Source organism: Sporolactobacillus sp. KGMB 08714 (assembly GCF_036598985.1).
Classification (GTDB): domain Bacteria; phylum Bacillota; class Bacilli; order Bacillales; family Sporolactobacillaceae; genus Sporolactobacillus.
Window position 1 is genome coordinate 78555 of record NZ_JAUUBW010000011.1, and the last position, 17489, is coordinate 96043.

Below are 17489 nucleotides of genomic sequence, written 5' to 3' on the forward strand. Positions count from 1 at the left end.
GGCGTGATTGGGCATGGAAAAAGAACTGATTGAATTACAGCACGTCAGCAAACGGTACGATCTGCCGAATCAGGGCAACGTCAGGATTCTGGAAGATATCAGCATCAGCATTAAAGAAGGCGAACTGATTTCGATTCTCGGTCCGTCGGGCTCCGGGAAATCGACCTTGCTGCGGATCATCGCCGGATTGGTTTCTCCATCGGAGGGTTCGGTTCTCTATAACGGCAAAAAGATCGTCGGCACGAATCCGGGTGTCGGTATGGTCTTTCAGTCATTCGCCCTGTTTCCCTGGTTGACGGTCCTCGAAAATGTGAAACTCGGACTTGATAATCGTCCGCTCCGGGAGGATGAAAAAATGCGCCGGGCGCTTTCCGCTATTGATATGATCGGGCTTGACGGGTTTGAAGGAGCCTATCCGAAAGAGCTGTCCGGCGGCATGCGTCAGCGTGTCGGCATCGGGCGCGCTTTAGTCATGGAACCGGACATTCTGCTGATGGATGAGCCGTTTTCGGCACTCGACGTCCTGACTGCGGAAAACTTAAAGCGCGACTTGCTTGAACTGTGGATCGAGAAGAAAATCCCGACTAAAAGCATCATCATGGTGACTCACAGCATCGAGGAAGCCGTTTATATGTCCGATCGGGCGATCATTCTCTCGCGTGATCCTGCCCGCGTCATTTCCGATATTTCTATTCCTCTGCCGCACTGGCGCGACAAAACGGAATACCGGTTTACAGAATTCGTCGACCAGATCTATTCGATTATGACGAAACGCGAAGTGAAACCGGTGAGCGTTCCCGGAGAAAACAGAAAGAAAATAGAAAAATTTCCGGAAGTCCCCGCGGGTGCGCTGACCGGTTTTATTGAATTGATTGACGATCTCGGAAACAAAGTCGATCTTTACAAGCTGGCCGACCAGTTTAATCTCTACCTGGAAGATTTTCTGCCTATTGTTGAAACAGCCCAGATTTTCGGATTTGCGACCATTCGTCAGGGGGATATCGACCTAACGGACATCGGCCATCAATTTGCCGATGCCAGCGTCCTTGAAAGAAAAGAGATATTTAAGGCACAGGTACGGAAATATGTGCCGATTATAGAAAATATTGTCCGCATTCTGCGCTCCAAATCCAATAATAAAATGGAACGTGAATTCTTTGTTGAAATTTTTGAGAAGCATTTCGGAACGATCGAAGCCGATCATCAGCTGGATATTTTAATTGATTGGGGACGCTATGCGGAGCTGTTTGCCTACGATGAGGAAGCCAAAGTACTGTATCTGGAGAAAGAGTCCGCTCCCGTATAAGATCTGTGCATTTCTCGGAAATCGGATGCGGAAGCGGGGGCTTTGCCATGCTGTGTAATGGCGGTGCCCGGGGCAAGACGGCGGAGATCCGGACATGAACGGCTTCGTATTTTTACAGGTATTTTAACAAAAGATAAGCAGAACATTCGATCCAAAAAAGCCGTCTTATTTCATGAAAAATGATGCTATACTTTAGCTGTAAGGATTTTTTGGCCACCTAAAACAGAAGGGATGTTTCGCATCTTATGGCTACCATTATCATTATCGCCGTCATCGCCGTCATTGTGATTTATTTCATTGTGTCGTATAACGGCCTGATCAAGTATCGCAACTGGGTCCAGGAGTCTTTCAGCCAGATCGATGTTCAGCTGAAACGGCGCCATGATCTGATTCCCAATCTGGTCGAAACAGTCAAGGGCTATGCCAAACATGAAAGGGAGACGCTTTCCCGGGTGGTCGAAGCGCGGAATCGGCTGGTCAGCGGGACGCCGCAGCAGCGGATTGCGGCAGACAATCAGATTGAAGAGGCTCTGAAATCGATTTTCGCCTTGGCAGAGTCCTATCCCGACCTGAAAGCCAACCAGAATTTTCTGCAGCTTCAGGAAGAATTGGCGACGACCGAAAATAAGGTTGCCTATTCACGCCAGCTTTACAATAAAACGGTTAAGGACTACAACATTAAACGGGAATCTTTTCCCACCAATATTCTGGCCGGCCTGTTCGGATTTAAGAAAGAAGAGCTGTTAACCATTCCGGAGGCTGACCGTGATGTTCCGAAGGTCACTTTTTAAAGGAGGCCGGCCATGCTTTATCAGCAGATCCAGCAAAACAAGCGGAAGACTTTGGCGCTCCTCGTGTTTTTCTGTCTGCTCGTCCTGGCGATCGGATGGGCGGTCGGTTATTTTGCCGGCAGTGATTCCATTGCCGGTCTGGTCATCGCAGCGGTTGTCCTGGCTTTTTATATTCCCGTGACGTTTGCCAGTGCGAAAGCGCAGGTGCTCGGCATGTCGGGTGCCCGGGAAATCAAAGAAGCAGACAATCCGATGCTGTTTCACATTGTTGACGAATTATCGATCGCCGCCCATGTTCCGATGCCGAAAATTTATGTCGTGGATGACCCGTCCCCCAATGCGTTTGCCACCGGCATGAAACCGGAGTCAAGCGTCATTGCGTTTACCACAGGATTATTGGAACAGCTTAACCGTGAGGAAATAGCCGGTGTTGCCGCCCATGAATTTTCGCATATTCGCAACTACGACATTCGTTTAATGACGCTTTGTATCGCACTGGTCGGCGTGATTGTGATTATTGCCGACTTCGGCCAGCGCATATTTTTCTGGGGAGGCGGCCGCGCTAATAAGCGCGACAACAGCAAGTCCAACCCAATCATGATGGTTGTCGCCCTGGTCCTGATTATTCTTGCTCCTCTTGCCGCCCGGTTTGTCCAGCTGGCCGTTTCCCGCAATCGGGAGTATCTCGCCGATGCGTCGGCGGTCGAGATTACGCGCGATCCGCAGGGGCTGATCAATGCCTTGACCAAGATCGGCAGCGATACAAAGGGCCTGAAAGATGTAAAGGAAGCGACGGCGTCTATGTACATTGCCAGCCCTTTTGGCCGGAAACGCAAAAAAATGAATTGGTTTGCGACCCATCCTCCGATCGAGAACCGGATCGAGCGGCTGAGGCAGATGTGACTCCGGCGGCAGGCATCTATCCGCCGCCATGTAAAAAAAGAGTCCGTTGCGATGGCGCCAGTGCAATAGGTCAGAAAATATGGCTTCGCCCGGCTTTCAGCGCAGGCGAAGCCTTTCTTGCGGGGGCGGAACCGGTTTTATGGCGGGCCGGCCGGCTTCCTTACAGCATAAAATAAAACGGACGGCCCCCCATCCAAAGCGGGGCACGTCCGATATCAGGATTGCACAGATTAAATCCATTTTGTAATCTCGTCAACGCCGAGACGCACGGTATCAAACCCTTCTTCCGCCGGTTTCCCGATCGCAATCAGAACAAGCGGCAGGTAACGGGAGCGGTCATAATCGAACACCTCACTGAAACGTTTCTTGTCGAAACCGCCGAGCGGGCAGGTCTCATAACCGTGGGCCCGGGCCACTAACATGAGCTGCATTGCTGCCAGCGCACTGTTAAAAGAAACGTCGGTCAGCTGCTCGTCGTGCGGCATGCCGTCGTAAAGATCGGAAATAAGCCGGACTTCTTTGTCGCGTTCTTCTTTGGACATCGTTCCGCCGGTTACCGCCTTGTCGTAAATCTGATCTTTGTAATCCGATGCGGCAAAATCTCCCAGAACAGCGATCATTGCCGAACAGGAGTCCAGCAGCAGCGGATTATTATAAAAAAGCGGTTTGAGTTTTTCTTTTCCTTCATGGCTTTGGATGACCAGAAAGCGCCAGGGCTGCAGATTCAAGGCTGACGGAGCCCGGCAGGCTTCTTCAAGCATCCGGGTCATCTCGTCCCGGCTGATTTTTTGGGCCTCATCGTACTTTCTGATCGATTTTCTTCCGGTGATGAGACGAATGGCTTCTTCATTCATTTCTGTCATCTCTTTTCCTGAACGTAGTAGAGAGGGTATTTTAAAGAAGCTGCTTACTTTTGCTTCTTGCCGCCCTTATTATTATATAATGATTTTTCGGATGGAGATAAGTAGAAAATGTTAACGCTTTTTATTATTTCAGCTTCTTTTTCAGTTATCAGGAGTTCTTCCGCTGCTGAAAGAATGAACGAGCGTTTTTTAAATCCGGCCGCTGAAGCATTCGGCCACGTTTGGAAAAGCGATCAGCCCTTCTCGGCTGAATTTCTGAAACAGCCGATTCAGTGCTTCAATATAGAGCCGATAATTCCGATCGGCCGGTTTCGGTGCATATGAAGCCGAGAGGTACCTGCCGATGAAGGTTTTCAAATTGTATTTAAGCGGGTGATCATATGTTTTGACGACATATCCGTTCCGGAAAAAGGAGTCCAATCGTAAAGATTCATCGCCGGTTCCCCCTGAGAATCCATCAAATTCAGGACAAAACCGGCGGCAGACAGTTTCACTTTCCCGAGTCAGCGGATCCTCCGCGACCCGGCTGTTCCAGATCAGCGCAACTCTTTTTCCGTTTTTTAGAACGCGCCGGCATTCTTTCCCGAATTTATCGGGGTCGAACCAGTGAAAAGCCTGAGCGACGGTAATTAGATCGATGGTTCCGCTTTTTAGCCCCGTTTGTTCGGCAGTACCCGTGACGGATGTGAACCGGGGATTGCGTCTCAGCCTTGTTTCCGCGACATGGCGCATGTCTGCGTTCGGTTCGACCGCCGTAACGTTCAGCCCGTTATCCAGCAGCTGCCCGGTCAGGATTCCCGTTCCCGAACCGATGTCGGCGACTGCCGAGGAGCCGTCAAGGTCATTTTCATGGATCAGATCACGGATCAGCGCTTCGGGATAATCGGGCCTGAATCTGGCGTAGATATCCGCCTTTCCGGTAAACTTTTCTAAGTTTGACACATGCAGCACTCCCATCATTTTTTCAGGCAAGAGGATCTTCAGCGCTTCGGGACAAGAGCTTTTCCCTGAGAGCCGATATTTCAACGGGATTCAGATCGATCGTCTGCAGATAGTTCGTAACATTTCCGTAGGTTTCAAAAAAATGATCCAGCGTTTTCTCCATATATTCCATATCTGAGCGGCCGTAATAGGAAGGGCGTTCCGGATGTTCTTTCAAACCTTTCCTTATTTTCAAACGAAGATAGGTATATGAAACCTGGTAATCGCTCAGAATATCGCTGACACTGACTCCGGCCGTCAGCAAAAGCAGCGCGGAAACCACCCCTGTCCGGTCTTTGCCGGCCGCACAGTGGATCAGAACTCCGCCCCTCTGTCCTGCGATGATCCGCATAATCCGCTGCATGACCGGAATATCCGTCATGATTTCGGCGTACAGCGGAGGAACACCTTCCTTTGATCCCGGATCGCGGTTGCCGATCGCAAACGGGCAATGGTAATAGTCAAAATCAGGCGCCTGTTCAAAGGCGCTCACATCGCTGACGATTTCTCGGTCCGAACGAAAATCAATGGCGGCGGTCACACCCAGCTGCTTCAAAAGTATCCGATCATCTGAAGTCAGAGCAAGCGGTGCATCGCTGCGGATAATCCGGCCGAACTGCGTCGCCCTGCCATCCGCGGCAGGGTAGCCGCCCAGATCCCGAGTGTTCAGTGTTGAGGATAATAGAATACGTCTTATCGGCATCGCGGCACCTCTTTTTTATAATATTTCCGATAAAAAGGAACATTCATCCACATTATAAATCATTTAAGAGCCGCATTTTGTAAAGGTTTTTGAACGAGGGGATAGCTGTACCGCCAAACGGTGCGTTCTTCAAAGAAGGGGAGGAACAAGATTTAAAGCCGCCCCATAAGCAACATAGCCGGTCAGTGCAGGGCACAAAGCTTGACCTATGATTAACAAAGCCGCAATAAAAGAAATAAAAAATTATGCTATGATGAAAAAGGACTTGGTCGAAGGTCGAGATCCGGAAACGAGCGACGCAGTAAAAAATTATGCTATGATGAATAGGAACCGCTGGTTTAATCTAATCCGATCGATGTCCGTATGTGAGGGGGATGCCAATGGAAAGCACGGTATTGTCGGAACAGCTGCTGCCTTTGAAGGGAGCCTATAATTTTCGCGATATGGGCGGACTGAAAACAAGAGACGGGAGAAAAGTAAAGAAGGGGCTGATTTTCCGGTCGGCCGACTTGACGGATCTTACGGAAGAAGATATTCAGTATTTGAAAGCATTTGATTTCCGGCTGATCTATGATTACCGGGATAAAATGGAAGCCGAGCAGAGGCCGGATCCGCAGATCGGCTGGGAGCGCCACGAACGTGTGGCAGTAAACGGCGAAGATAAGACAACCGCTCATTCCGAATGGGCGCCGGAGATTTTCTATAAAACATTTTCACGTGAGAAATTTACTCAGGTTTATAAACAAATGCCGATTCGAAACGCGTCCTATCGGAGATTGATGAGCCTGGTAGCACGGCCGGAGAAAAATCTTCCGTTTGTCCATCATTGTGCGGGCGGGCGCGACCGGACGGGTGTCGGAGCCATGCTTATTTTAACAACGCTGGGTGTGCCTTTTGAAACGATCATGGACGATTATATGCTTTCGAATCTGACGCTTGTCGATTATCACAGGGAACTTTTTGAAGAAGCTTCGCACTATCTTACCGACAGGGCGCTCAAGCAGTTTGAAGAGGACTTTTCGCTTCATGAAGAATTCCTTGAGGCTTCAATGGATTCGATTACTGACACGTATGAAACGTTTGACCGCTATCTGATGATCGAATTCGGCATTACGTCCGACGTGTGCAAGAAAATAAAGGATTTCTGTCTTGAATAATCTTTATTTGCTGAAAGGCTCTTTCCGAAAAACGGAAGAGCCTTTTTTCAACGATAAGGGCCTGGAAAATATGGGGAAATCCCGGGGAAATTGAACCCCGAACGATTTGAAGATCATATCGCGGTTAACCGTTAACATACGCTGCGTATGCCAATGTTCCCGCCTCAGCGGGCGGCTGCCTGCCTGCTTCCCTGATTGACGGCAGATTTAAATCTCATTCCTTTTCTTCTCCAAAAGCAATCGACGATAGATGATCGAAACTTCGGTCATGAAACGGTTCCCAGTCTGAAAGCGACGGGTCTCCGGCAAGATCGGCATGGAACCAGATTAGATCCTGCGCCGATCCGGGTGTAAAAAGACACTGCAGGCCGGTCCGGTTATCCCGCAAAATTGCCCGGGCTTCTCTGCCTGGTTTCCGGTTCCATCTGAGCAGTGTATAATTTTTCAGACGAATCGGCTTTTCCGCAGGGAGAAGCGGTTTGATGACTCTGTTATACTGGTTGAACAGTTCATCGAGCATGATCGGACGTTCGGAAACGACTTGCGGGCACGGGGGATAATAATCGCCGTTCTTGTTCATTTTTCCGAACTTCGGGACTCCGGATGCTTCGATCTGCTGCCGCCATAAATCTTTAATCTCGCGAAGATGGCGCCAGCTTCTTCGGTGATTGATGCCCCATCCGAGCAGAATCCACGGATGGGCCTGCAATTCGCGGGGAGTGACCAGGGATTCGGTCACGATAATCTTTCGGCTGTCGGCCAGCCGTTCGAATGCATTGACGGCTCTTTCCGCATTCGTTTCCTGTAAATTAAATAAATGATAGATCCGAAATCGGCCTTCAATCACCGGACGGTCATTGTGGATCTTTTCGATCAGCCGGATTAGCTGTTCCATGACGGCATCTGTCCGGATGCGGCCCATTGCGGCCCCCGATGCTTTCAGACGGGCATTCAAATCCGGATCCTGTTCGTCCGGATTTGCCGAACCGGGATTCAGCAAAAGCACCGCTCCGAGGGATTTTTTCGATTTTCCCCATTGCAGGTATGCCGACGTTCTGAACGTTGCTTCATAGCGCAGGACAAACGATCCGAAAGCTTTGGCCTGGTTCATTCGATCACCCCTTCTTTATGACGTGAAAGAGACAATGCTCCGCCGCTATCCGAAACATTTCTGTTGCCCCATATGATCATATTCTACCACTTGTCCTCTGATTGTTTCGGCTTTTTTGAGCGGCGGTTGTCATCCGACTCCTTCCTGGTCGATTAATCCGGGCTGCTTTTAGCCAAATGGACGGAAAATCTGCTGAAATGCGGGAACCGATTCTGACTATTGCCACTTACTGATTCCGGACGGTCTACTGTCAATATTTTTCAGTTTACTGATACTGTTGATTCTTTGCATATTAGTGAAGCAGCGATTCCTGTTGATATTTCGGACTTTGCCATAATAGCCGATCAGTTTTATCAATTCTCTGCATTTTAAGGCCGGTTCTCTGTCCGGTATACTTTCCGGCCCGCACGAATGAACAGGCAGTTCCGGCAAAAAATCTGCCTCCGCGCCGTTTTTCCGGCGGAGGCGCGCAACATAAAACGGAACCGCAGGATGCGGTTCCGACAAGAGGTGGAAAGAGGGAGAAACGATCCCTCCCGCCGTTCATCTGAGCTGCTCTTTAAGACAGCCCCGTTTTATTTCTTTAATGGCAGGTTCATTGAAAAACATGGATGCATTGGCCGAACAGGTTCTCGTTCTCCTTGATTGCCGTCTCGCTGCCGAAAACGCAGATATGGTTTTCAGCGGCGACGGCATTCAGAAGCGGAGCGAACTGCCGGATATCTTCTTTAGTCGTTGCCAGCACATCGTTACGGACGCGCTGGATATCTGCCTGAGTGACCCGCCGGAAATATTCGGCGTCGGACTGATCGGCTTTGTCCCTCGGAGTCAGCGGCGCGTCGAGACTGGAAATGGTGCCGATAATATACTTAGTCATCTCGCGCTCGTCCGCCTCAAAGGATTTCACATAGGCACCGGCCTGGTCATAAATTTTCAGGGTATCATCAAGATTCGGATCACGATAGGACCAGTAGATGACGTTTCCGGATGACTCAATCATGATGCCACAGCCGTAGGCGCCGCCCATTACCCGGACATGGTTCCACAGATAATCGAGCGTCAGAATCCGTTTCAGAACATGCATTTTTCCGCTGAAGCCGAAGCCGAGCGTTTTGAAATTCGCGCCCTTGGTGACATACTGGACTTTGCTTGATGTCATCAGCCCTTCATTTTGTACGGCAGGACCGCCGCCCTGCCCGGATTCGGCTGCCTGCTTCTCAACTGTGCCGGACTTCGGGATATTCAGGCGGCTGCAATGCTCGCGGACGGCCTGAAGGATCGGCTGATCCCCGGTTATGCTGACAATCAGCCGGTCTTTGGTGAACAGCTGAGCGGTCAGCCCGGCCAGTGTCGCGCGGATTTCGTCCATGTACCGGTCCGGGTTTTTATTCAGTTCGCAAATGAACTGATAAAAGCGGAGTCCTTTAAGCTGTTCCCTGTAGCGGGCGGCTTTTGAGAAATACGAAGCCAGCCTTCTCGCGGCGACGGCCTGACCGCCCTGATTGAAAGCCATCTCCAGCCTCGACTTGATCTCCCGGATGATTTCTTTCAGCCGGGAAGAATTTTCGAAACGGCTGCGGAACAGGATCTCATGAAGCAGATCGAATGCTTCGGGCAGTTTGTCCGCCAATATCTTCGTTCTGACCGCGAATCTGGGCTTGTAAATCTGATCGCTGTCTTTATCGGCAAAAGTCTGATTGTCGAATCCGATTCCGCCGGTGCGGATATTGATCTCGCTGACAAGGTCGCTGTACGGATACTTTTGCGTATCGACTTTGCCCAGAACTTCCTGAAGCAGCGAGAGATAGGGAATATGCGCCTCAGAGACGGCCGATGTATCGAAATAGAGGCTGACATAAGCGATCTTATTTGTCGCGAGGTCATGGAACAGCGTCTTGGCTCCGTCGATTTCCGTCTCCGATCGCGGAATCTCTTCCGCTTTTTTGTCAATATCGTTCAGTGACAGCAGAGGGATTTTCCGCAGGTCTTCCGGACGGTCTTTGCCGGACTGGCGTTCCTTCAATTTTTTGGTCGACGCGGCGAGCTGAGCGACCGCGTCTTCACTCAGGCTCTTCTTATAATCAGCCAGTTTTTTCGTTGTCCGGCCGGCTTCTTCTTCAGCAAGGGTCCGGGACGGCCTGATCGTTACAAACGACCGGTGGCGGCTGTTCAGCAGATAGTGATCAATCAAGGTTTCGAAATAGTCGCCGGTGAGCGCCTTTTTGACTTTTGCCAGAGTGTTCTCGAACTTCAGGTGAATCAGCGGATCGCCGCCGTACAGCCAGCTGTCCATGACCGCCATGCTGTAGACAAGCCCCTTCGGCATAGAGCCGTAATCGGCTTCGCGAAGCTGGAATTCCTTGACGTTGATCGCTGCTTCGATCTGTTTTTTATCAAGGCCGCTGCCGATGAGACGGCGCAGCGTGTCGAAGACGACCTTTCTAAACGCTTCCTTTTTCTCCATGTTTGAATTCTTCACGTTGATAGAGAAGTGCGGCTGCAGCGTGCTGTTGTCATAGGAACCGAATACATCCTGGCCGATGCCGGCATCCAGAATCGCTTTTTTAAGCGGGGCGGCCGGGCTGTCCAGGAGCAGGTAGTCCAAAATTTCGAAAGCGAGGCTGGTTTCCGCGTCCGTCGCTTCTGAAATGACAAAGTTGATGCTCATGTATGTTTTATCTTTGCCATCTTCCCCGGGCAGAATCGGATAATCTTTAACAATTTCCACCGAGCTGCCGATCGGCGGCTGAGCTGCAATAGAGGAGTCTGCGTCGATCTTGTTAAAGGCACTTAAGTAGTTCCGATCCAGATACGCTAATTTTTCGCCGATGTCCATGGCGCCGTACAGATAGATATAACTGTTGGCAGGACTGTAGTATTTTTGGTGGGTGTGAATAAACTGATCGTAAGTCAGGTCGGGAATGTTCAGCGGGTCGCCGCCCGATTCAAAGCCGTAGGCTGTATCGGGGAAGAGCGAGTTCTGGTTGATTCGTTCAAGCAGCCCCTCCGGCGAGGAAAAAACGCCCTTCATTTCATTGTAGACGACCCCTTTGTAATTGATTGCTTCTTTCGCGTCGGTCAGCTCATAATGCCAGCCTTCCTGTTCCAGTATCTCTTTGTGCTTATAAATATTGGGATGAAAGACTGCGTCCATGTAGACGTCGATGAGGTTCAGAAAATCCTTGTCATTCTTGCTGGCGACCGGATACATGGTTTTATCGCTGAATGTGAATGCGTTCAAAAATGTATTGAGCGATCCCTTCAGCAGTTCAACAAACGGTTCTTTGACCGGATATTTGTCGGAACCGCAGAGCACGGAGTGTTCAAGAATGTGGAAAACCCCTGTATTGTCTTTCGGCGGTGTCCGGAAACTGATTGTGAACACTTTATTGTCGTCGTCATTCTGCAGATATAAAAGTTTCGCACCGCTTTTCACATGTTCGAATACATACGCCCTTGATCTGATTTCATCGACGTCATCGGTATGTACAAGCTTAAAACCGTGGGTGATTTCGCCCTGTTTCAATGCACTCATCGCTTCGACCTCCTGGAAAATCGTGGCTGGAAAACGTATGCCGACCGGCTTCTTCCGGTTTATCTGCGGAAAACGCCGGCCGCATTTGATATTATTATACATTATTTTTTAGTAAAACATGCTTCCGGCTCTCTGCAGCTGAGCGAAAGCAGCAATCGGTTCTGTGAAATAAGCAGATAATTCTGTATTATTAGGCGGGACTTCCGGTTGCTCTGCCTGTACTTCATCCTGCATGACAGCAGGAAAAATGCAGATACTAAAATTAAATTCGATGGTACGGGAGACCGCAAATGAATGTGTTCAGACACTTAATTTTTTCTGCTGCTGCCGTAGCCCTTTCATTTTGTACTTTGGGCGGAGCAGCTGTAGCCGGGGTCAGCCGGCCAAAATATGAGGCCAGGGGAAGTGTCGTCTGGGAGGTGCCCAATAATCAAAAAGTCGTTGCCCTGACTTTTGATGACGGTCCCAATCCGGTTTATACTCCGCAAGTCTTAGATCTGCTCCGGGAATATCATGCCAAAGCCACTTTTTTCCTGATCGGCAAGAGAATGGAGGCTTATCCGGACCTGGTGCAGCGTGAAGTCCGGGAAGGTCACGAACTGGGCAATCACACCTTTTCCCATGTGACTCTTTCCGGGAAGCCCCGCTCGATTTTTTCTAATGAAGTTTATAAAACCCAGACACTGATCAACCAGTACCAGAAACCGCCGCGCATTAAGCTTCTTCGTCCGCCCGGAGGAAGAGTTAACCCGGATACGGTCGATTTTTCCGAAAAAAGCCATTTTGAGGTGATTCTCTGGTCCTGGCAGCAGGATCCGAAAGACTGGTCGAACCCGGGGGTTGCTCACATCGTCAGGCACGTTCTGAAAAATATTAAGACCGGCCATATCATTTTGTTGCACGATTCAGGCGGAAACCGGAAACAGACAATCGCTGCACTGAAAATAATCATTCCGGCTCTGGAAAAACAGGGATACCGGTTTGAAACACTGTATGATTTGTTAAAATACGATAAAAAGTATAAGAATCTTTATAACCCGGGACTTGAGAAAATTTTACCGGGCACGTCCAAAGCCGGCGGAAAAACAGGATCGGCTGTACCCTGAGATCACGAGCGCCTGCTGTAAAAAGATGTTGAGGCAGACCGCCGGGGAACCGTTTTTTAACATGGCAGTCAATAAATTTGTCTGAATGCCCTTTCTTTCCAATCATTCATAAGGGATTCCGTTACCGGAAGGCGGCATAGATTTTGCAAGAGGGGTAAACACATCCATGTTATATTATAGTACAATAAAGATGGAAGTGATGATCATGAAAAGAGATTTATCGATCTGCCCTAAATTTGAAAAGGCTTTCCAGGTACTTGGGAAAAAATGGAACGGACTGATTATAGAAGTTTTATTGAGCGGGGAATGCCGCTTCAGCACGATTTCAGCCGCAATCCCTGAGCTGAGCGACCGGATGCTTGCTGCCCGGCTAAAAGAATTGGAAGGGCTGGGGATTGTCGAGCGTCATGTCGGAACGGGCTATCCGGTACAGGTCACCTATCGGCTGACGAAAAAAGGGCAAGGAATTGAGCCGATATTGGTTGAAGTGCATCGTTGGGCAGAATGCTGGTTTACCGCAGAGTCTGGTGAACAGGGCAAGACTGAAACGAGTTAGTTTACTTTTCCGTGCATCGAAACTATACTTATGTAAGCATGGGAAAAAAGATAAGCTAGGGAGTGTTGTGTTCATGTCAAACGCATTTCTGGATTCGATCAAGCAGCGCCGCTCGATCTACGGACTTGATAAAAACGCCAAGGCTTCGAAACATGAGATTGTCGCAACGATTGAGGAAGCCGTTAAATATGTGCCTTCTGCGTTCAATTCTCAAACGGCGCGCGCCGTTATTTTGTTCGGCGAAGAAAATGAAAAACTGTGGGGCATCGGCGGCATCGTCGAACAGGCGCTGCACAAAGTTGTTCCTGATGACAAATTTGCACCGACCGCTGAAAAACTGGCCTCTTTCAATGCCGGGCTCGGTACAGTGCTTTTTTTTGAGGATATGCAGATTGTCAAGGATTTACAGGAGAAATTTACACTTTATGCCGATAACTTTCCGGTCTGGTCGGAACAGAGTACAGGAATTAATCAGTTTGCTGTCTGGACGGCGCTGGCGAACATCGGCCTCGGCGGTTCCCTGCAGCATTACAATCCGCTGATAGACGAAGCGGTTCGCAAGGCATTCGATATCCCGGAAAATTGGAATTTAAGAGCCGAAATGCCGTTTGGAAATATTACCGCTCCTGCGCGTGACAAGGAATTCGCGCCTATTGAATCCAGAGTCAAGGTTTGGGGCTGAAAGGGACAGCCAATCGGCTGATTGGCCGGGCCTGTCTTTTTAAAAGCATACTTCGAAAAAGAAAAGGGTGCAGATCGATCAAGAGGCTCACTCTTTTTTTGTGTACGGGGCGATCATCTTCGTTTAACGGGATGAACCGCCCTTTTTTACGGCTGAAGGCCTACTTAAAGGCCGGTGCAGCGGGAAACCCGTTTCTTTACTTTGCTGGGAGAAAAAGTATGACGGTTGTTTAGTTAGAGAGGCGGTCGATTGCAGAATCATGCGTAATACCATGCAATTTATTTAATCGAAAAAATAGTTTAAATTTTTTTGATAATCTTGCCAGAACGCAAAAAACAAGGGTATAATTATTCTTAATTTAAAATGAAAAGTATATTTTCAGACAAAACAGGGGGAATTTATAAATGAAAAAAATGCTGTCCGTTTTTTCTCTGGTGTTGGCACTTGTTCTGGTTCTCTCCGCCTGTGCATCCGGCAGTAGTCCGGCCGCTTCTTCAGGCACGCAAAAAAAGACGTTAAGGGTCGTGGATGATGCAACTTATGCACCTTTTGAGTACATGAGCAATGGGAAGATCGTCGGTTTCGACGTCGACATTCTTAATGCGCTGTCCAAAGAGACAGGCTATAAGGTTCAGCTCGTCAATGTCGGCTGGGATCCTTTGTTTGTCGAATTGAAAAATAAAACGGCGGACATGAGCATTTCGGCAATAACCATCAACAGCCAGAGAAAGCAGACGTATGATTTCTCTGTTCCGTACTTTTTGTCAACGAACAAAATTCTGGTTAAGAAAAACAGCAGTATTAAATCCGCCGCCGATCTGAAAGGCAAGGTGATCGCGGTGCAAACGGCAACAACCGGACAGGCCGCGGTTGAAAAAATAGTCGGCCAGAATAATCCGAACGTGAAGAAGTTTAAAACAATCAATCTGGCTATCATGGAACTGCTTAACGGCGGAGCGAGCGCGGTCGTGGCAGATAATACGGTGATTGAAGAATATGCGAAAAACAATCCGGGCCAGAATCTGAAAGTGATTGCTGATAAAAAGGCATTTGCCCCCGAATTTTACGGCCTGATGTATCCGAAAGGAAGCAAGCTGAGACCGGTCTTTGACAAGGCCGTCAACACTTTGTATGCGAACGGCACTTATGAAAAAATCTACAAAAAATGGTTTAAGGCCTCACCGGACATTAATGAATTAAAAGCGCAGCAAAAATAAAAAACGGTCACAAGGTGAGTGCCTGCCGAAAATTGCGCAACTCGATACATGTTGCGCAATTTTTTGGGTTATAAGGAGGAAAGCGGATTGGATTTTCGATTTGATCTTATTTGGAGCTATGCCCCGTTCTTTCTGAGCGGAACACTGCTGACTATAGGGCTTTCTGTCGCGGGGATTCTGATCGGGACACTTTTCGGATTATTGATTGCTTTTGGAAAAATGATGAGGAATAAATGGCTGTCTTTACCGTTTGTTTGTTATATCGGTTTTTTCCGGGGGACGCCGCTGTTTGTACAGATTCTGATTGTTCACTTTGGGGTCGTTCCCCTTCTGCTGGGGCAGTCCAACGGTATTGTCGCCGGAATTATCGCGCTCTCCCTGAATGCAGCGGCCTATATCGCCGAAGTATTCCGGTCGGGCATTCAGTCCATCGACCGCGGGCAGATGGAAGCGGCGCGTTCACTCGGTTTGACGCACGCCCAGGCCATGAGGTATATTATCCTGCCCCAGGCTTTCAAGAGAATCCTGCCTCCGCTCGGAAACGAGTTTATTGCTTTACTCAAGGATTCTTCTCTCGTGTCCACGATTGCGGCCCCCGAACTGACATACTGGGCACAGCAGATGGGCGCCGAATACTTCAAAGTGTGGGAGCCCTATCTGACGATTTCACTGATTTATCTTATTCTTACTCTTTCTCTTAGCACAGTGGTAAATCGCCTGGAAAGAAGGATGGCTACAGAATGATTAAAGTGGAGAACCTGAAAAAAAATTTCGGCGATAATGAAGTGCTGAAAGATATTAACGTTGAAGTGAAAAAACAGGAAGTGGTCGTCATTATCGGCCCTTCCGGAGCCGGAAAGTCGACTTTTCTCAGATGCGTCAACCTGCTGGACAGCATCACATCCGGCCATGTCTTTATCGAGGGCGTCGATATCACCGACAAAAAAACGGATATTAACAAAATCCGCGCAGAAGTCGGCATGGTTTTCCAGCAATTCAATCTCTTTCCGCATATGAAGGTTCTGGATAATATCATGCTGGCTCCTATCAAAGTTAAAAAAGTAGCGAAAGAGAAGGCACGGGAAAAAGCGCTTGAACTGCTGAAGAAGGTAGGCTTGGAAGAAAAAGCGGATGCCTATCCGGATTCACTCTCCGGCGGCCAGAAACAGCGGATTGCGATTGCCCGGGCACTGGCGATGGAGCCGAAAATGATGCTGTTTGATGAACCGACATCGGCGCTGGATCCCGAAATGGTCGGCGAAGTGCTCGACGTCATGAAACAGCTGGCCAGGGACGGAATGACTATGGTTGTGGTGACACACGAAATGGGCTTTGCCCGTGAAGTCGGCGACCGTGTTCTTTTCATGGACGGCGGTTATATAGTAGAAGAAAATGAACCGCATGAACTGTTCAGTCATCCACGGGAGGAACGGACCAAGGCGTTTCTGAGCAAGGTGCTTTAACCGAATGACGAATAAAGAGGCCTGCCCAGGTTCGGCAGGCCTTTCGCTGTGTCATCGTGTCGCAGTTTGCAGGTCAATGGTTCAGGCTTTATTTTTCTCATATACGCTGATCGTCTCCTAAGTATCGCCGATCAGGCATTCAGGTGTTTCATGACAATAACGATATTATAGCAACTTATTTAATTTTTCCCGGGTTCCCGTATCAGGCTGCGGGGTAAACACAGTCAAAACCATGTTTTGATTTTCAGCCGGCAATAAATTCGTATAGTTCATTTTCAGAAGCCCTAATTTCGGATGGTTCATTACTTTGCTGCCGTCAGGAATTCCATTGACATCGTGCTGCGGCCACCATGCATTGAATTCTTTGCTTTCTTTCATTAATCTGTCGGCCAGAAGGCTCAGCCAGGGATCGTTTGTGTATTTTCCATAGAGGCCTCTGAACTGTACAAGCAGGACTCTGGCCATGTATTCCCAGTGAACAAAGGATTGCCGGTAATCTTCTCTTGTAAACATCCGCCAGACAATATTCCGCTCTAATGCGCTCAAATTCTTCAAAATGTCCGAATACTTCGGATGCCAGCGCATTCCAGGCGACGATCGTCAGACGCGAATCTATAACATAGGCCGGATAATGGCGCAGCTCGTCGACAATCAGCTGCAGAGCCGCGGGAACGGGTTCTTCGTCCGCCGTGTTGATGACAGAATCGCCCGGAAAAAATCGAGAATCGCCCCGAAAAGAAGTCTAATCGCCCTAAAAAAGAGAAGAATCGCCCCGATCAGAGTAGGAATCGCCTTGTGCAGAGAGAATCGCCCTAATCAGAGTAGGAATCGCCTTGCAGGGAGAATCGCCCGGAAAAAATCGAGAATCGCCCCGAAAAGAAGTTCAATCGCCCTGAAAAAGAGAAGAATCGCCCTTATCAGAGTTGAAATCGCCTTGTGCAGGGAGAATCGCCCGGAAAGAAACAGGAATCGCCCCGAAAAGAAGTTCAATCGCCCTGAAAAAGAGAAGAATCGCCCTTATCAGAGTAGGAATCGCCTTGCAGGGAGAATCGCCCGGAAAGAAACAGGAATCGCCCCGAAAAGAAGTTCAATCGCCCTGAAAAAGAGAAGAATCG

At 49.0% G+C, this 17489-nt stretch carries 16 protein-coding genes and 1 pseudogene; 10 read left to right on the forward strand and 7 right to left on the reverse strand.

The window, feature by feature from the left end; genetic code table 11:
- Positions 1-13 precede the first annotated feature (13 nt).
- From Q6A92_RS06040 to htpX, 3 genes are all read left to right on the forward strand, one after another.
- Positions 14-1306: an ABC transporter ATP-binding protein gene (locus tag Q6A92_RS06040; RefSeq protein ID WP_274401212.1), complete on the forward strand. Its 1293-nt coding sequence runs from the start codon at positions 14-16 to the stop codon at positions 1304-1306.
- 245 nt (positions 1307-1551) lie between these two features.
- Positions 1552-2097: a LemA family protein gene (locus Q6A92_RS06045; protein WP_274401211.1), complete on the forward strand. Its 546-nt coding sequence runs from the start codon at positions 1552-1554 to the stop codon at positions 2095-2097.
- Between the two features lie 12 nt (positions 2098-2109).
- A complete protein-coding gene (htpX, locus tag Q6A92_RS06050) occupies positions 2110-3000 on the forward strand; it encodes a zinc metalloprotease HtpX (protein WP_332237407.1) in 891 nt (296 codons plus the stop codon).
- A gap of 230 nt (positions 3001-3230) precedes the next feature.
- Here htpX and Q6A92_RS06055 read toward each other — a convergent pair whose 3' ends face one another.
- From Q6A92_RS06055 to Q6A92_RS06065, 3 genes are all read right to left on the reverse strand, one after another.
- Positions 3231-3854, reverse strand: a complete 624-nt coding sequence (locus Q6A92_RS06055; RefSeq protein WP_274401209.1) for a nitroreductase family protein — start codon at positions 3852-3854, stop codon at positions 3231-3233.
- 198 nt (positions 3855-4052) lie between these two features.
- The gene (locus tag Q6A92_RS06060; protein WP_274401208.1) at positions 4053-4805 is read right to left on the reverse strand and encodes a class I SAM-dependent methyltransferase; all 753 of its coding nucleotides are present in this window, start codon (positions 4803-4805) and stop codon (positions 4053-4055) included.
- Between the two features lie 22 nt (positions 4806-4827).
- Positions 4828-5547 carry a tyrosine-protein phosphatase gene (locus Q6A92_RS06065; protein WP_274401207.1) on the reverse strand — a complete coding sequence of 240 codons (720 nt, stop codon included), beginning with the start codon at positions 5545-5547 and terminating at the stop codon, positions 4828-4830.
- A gap of 380 nt (positions 5548-5927) precedes the next feature.
- Here Q6A92_RS06065 and Q6A92_RS06070 point away from each other — a divergent pair, with 380 nt between their 5' ends.
- A complete protein-coding gene (locus tag Q6A92_RS06070; RefSeq protein WP_332237408.1) occupies positions 5928-6704 on the forward strand; it encodes a tyrosine-protein phosphatase in 777 nt (258 codons plus the stop codon).
- Positions 6705-6918: 214 nt separating this feature from the next.
- Here Q6A92_RS06070 and Q6A92_RS06075 read toward each other — a convergent pair whose 3' ends face one another.
- Together Q6A92_RS06075 and Q6A92_RS06080 are read right to left on the reverse strand one after the other, a co-directional pair.
- The gene (locus Q6A92_RS06075; protein WP_274401205.1) at positions 6919-7815 is read right to left on the reverse strand and encodes a hypothetical protein; all 897 of its coding nucleotides are present in this window, start codon (positions 7813-7815) and stop codon (positions 6919-6921) included.
- Between the two features lie 595 nt (positions 7816-8410).
- Positions 8411-11350 (reverse strand): insulinase family protein, encoded by a 2940-nt coding sequence (locus Q6A92_RS06080; RefSeq protein ID WP_332237409.1) that lies wholly within the window; start codon positions 11348-11350, stop codon positions 8411-8413.
- A gap of 290 nt (positions 11351-11640) precedes the next feature.
- Between Q6A92_RS06080 and Q6A92_RS06085 the strand changes: the two genes are divergently transcribed.
- From Q6A92_RS06085 to Q6A92_RS06110, 6 genes are all read left to right on the forward strand, one after another.
- Complete coding sequence (locus tag Q6A92_RS06085; protein ID WP_274401203.1) at positions 11641-12456, forward strand: polysaccharide deacetylase family protein; 816 nt, start codon at positions 11641-11643, stop codon at positions 12454-12456.
- 205 nt (positions 12457-12661) lie between these two features.
- Positions 12662-13012 carry a winged helix-turn-helix transcriptional regulator gene (locus Q6A92_RS06090; protein ID WP_274401320.1) on the forward strand — a complete coding sequence of 117 codons (351 nt, stop codon included), beginning with the start codon at positions 12662-12664 and terminating at the stop codon, positions 13010-13012.
- Between the two features lie 73 nt (positions 13013-13085).
- The gene (locus tag Q6A92_RS06095) at positions 13086-13694 is read left to right on the forward strand and encodes a nitroreductase family protein (RefSeq protein WP_332237410.1); all 609 of its coding nucleotides are present in this window, start codon (positions 13086-13088) and stop codon (positions 13692-13694) included.
- A gap of 404 nt (positions 13695-14098) precedes the next feature.
- Positions 14099-14911, forward strand: coding sequence for a basic amino acid ABC transporter substrate-binding protein (locus tag Q6A92_RS06100; protein ID WP_274401201.1), 813 nt, complete (start codon positions 14099-14101; stop codon positions 14909-14911).
- Positions 14912-14998: 87 nt separating this feature from the next.
- Positions 14999-15655, forward strand: a complete 657-nt coding sequence (locus Q6A92_RS06105) for an amino acid ABC transporter permease (RefSeq protein ID WP_274401200.1) — start codon at positions 14999-15001, stop codon at positions 15653-15655.
- Complete coding sequence (locus Q6A92_RS06110) at positions 15652-16374, forward strand: amino acid ABC transporter ATP-binding protein (protein ID WP_332237411.1); 723 nt, start codon at positions 15652-15654, stop codon at positions 16372-16374. The genes Q6A92_RS06105 and Q6A92_RS06110 overlap by 4 nt, the downstream gene beginning before the upstream one ends.
- A gap of 165 nt (positions 16375-16539) precedes the next feature.
- On the opposite strand, the gene Q6A92_RS06115 is transcribed toward Q6A92_RS06110, so the two are convergent.
- Together Q6A92_RS06115 and Q6A92_RS20255 are read right to left on the reverse strand one after the other, a co-directional pair.
- The gene (locus tag Q6A92_RS06115) at positions 16540-16929 is read right to left on the reverse strand and encodes an MmyB family transcriptional regulator (RefSeq protein WP_332237412.1); all 390 of its coding nucleotides are present in this window, start codon (positions 16927-16929) and stop codon (positions 16540-16542) included.
- Positions 16930-16975: 46 nt separating this feature from the next.
- A pseudogene (locus Q6A92_RS20255) lies at positions 16976-17071 on the reverse strand (hypothetical protein); the annotation flags it as partial.
- Positions 17072-17489 lie beyond the last annotated feature (418 nt).

Bases quoted from the DNA above. Each gene is read 5' to 3' on its own strand.
- Q6A92_RS06095 (WP_332237410.1), top strand. From the start codon at position 13,086: ATGTCAAACGCATTTCTGGATTCGATCAAGCAGCGCCGCTCGATCTAC.
- Q6A92_RS06055 (WP_274401209.1), bottom strand. From the start codon at position 3,854: ATGAATGAAGAAGCCATTCGTCTCATCACCGGAAGAAAATCGATCAGA.
- Q6A92_RS06100 (WP_274401201.1), top strand. From the start codon at position 14,099: ATGAAAAAAATGCTGTCCGTTTTTTCTCTGGTGTTGGCACTTGTTCTG.
- Q6A92_RS06110 (WP_332237411.1), top strand. From the start codon at position 15,652: ATGATTAAAGTGGAGAACCTGAAAAAAAATTTCGGCGATAATGAAGTG.
- htpX (WP_332237407.1), top strand. From the start codon at position 2,110: ATGCTTTATCAGCAGATCCAGCAAAACAAGCGGAAGACTTTGGCGCTC.
- Q6A92_RS06070 (WP_332237408.1), top strand. From the start codon at position 5,928: ATGGAAAGCACGGTATTGTCGGAACAGCTGCTGCCTTTGAAGGGAGCC.
- Q6A92_RS06075 (WP_274401205.1), bottom strand. From the start codon at position 7,815: ATGAACCAGGCCAAAGCTTTCGGATCGTTTGTCCTGCGCTATGAAGCA.
- Q6A92_RS06080 (WP_332237409.1), bottom strand. From the start codon at position 11,350: ATGAGTGCATTGAAACAGGGCGAAATCACCCACGGTTTTAAGCTTGTA.
- Q6A92_RS06040 (WP_274401212.1), top strand. From the start codon at position 14: ATGGAAAAAGAACTGATTGAATTACAGCACGTCAGCAAACGGTACGAT.
- Q6A92_RS06065 (WP_274401207.1), bottom strand. From the start codon at position 5,547: ATGCCGATAAGACGTATTCTATTATCCTCAACACTGAACACTCGGGAT.
- Q6A92_RS06045 (WP_274401211.1), top strand. From the start codon at position 1,552: ATGGCTACCATTATCATTATCGCCGTCATCGCCGTCATTGTGATTTAT.
- Q6A92_RS06085 (WP_274401203.1), top strand. From the start codon at position 11,641: ATGAATGTGTTCAGACACTTAATTTTTTCTGCTGCTGCCGTAGCCCTT.
- Q6A92_RS06090 (WP_274401320.1), top strand. From the start codon at position 12,662: ATGAAAAGAGATTTATCGATCTGCCCTAAATTTGAAAAGGCTTTCCAG.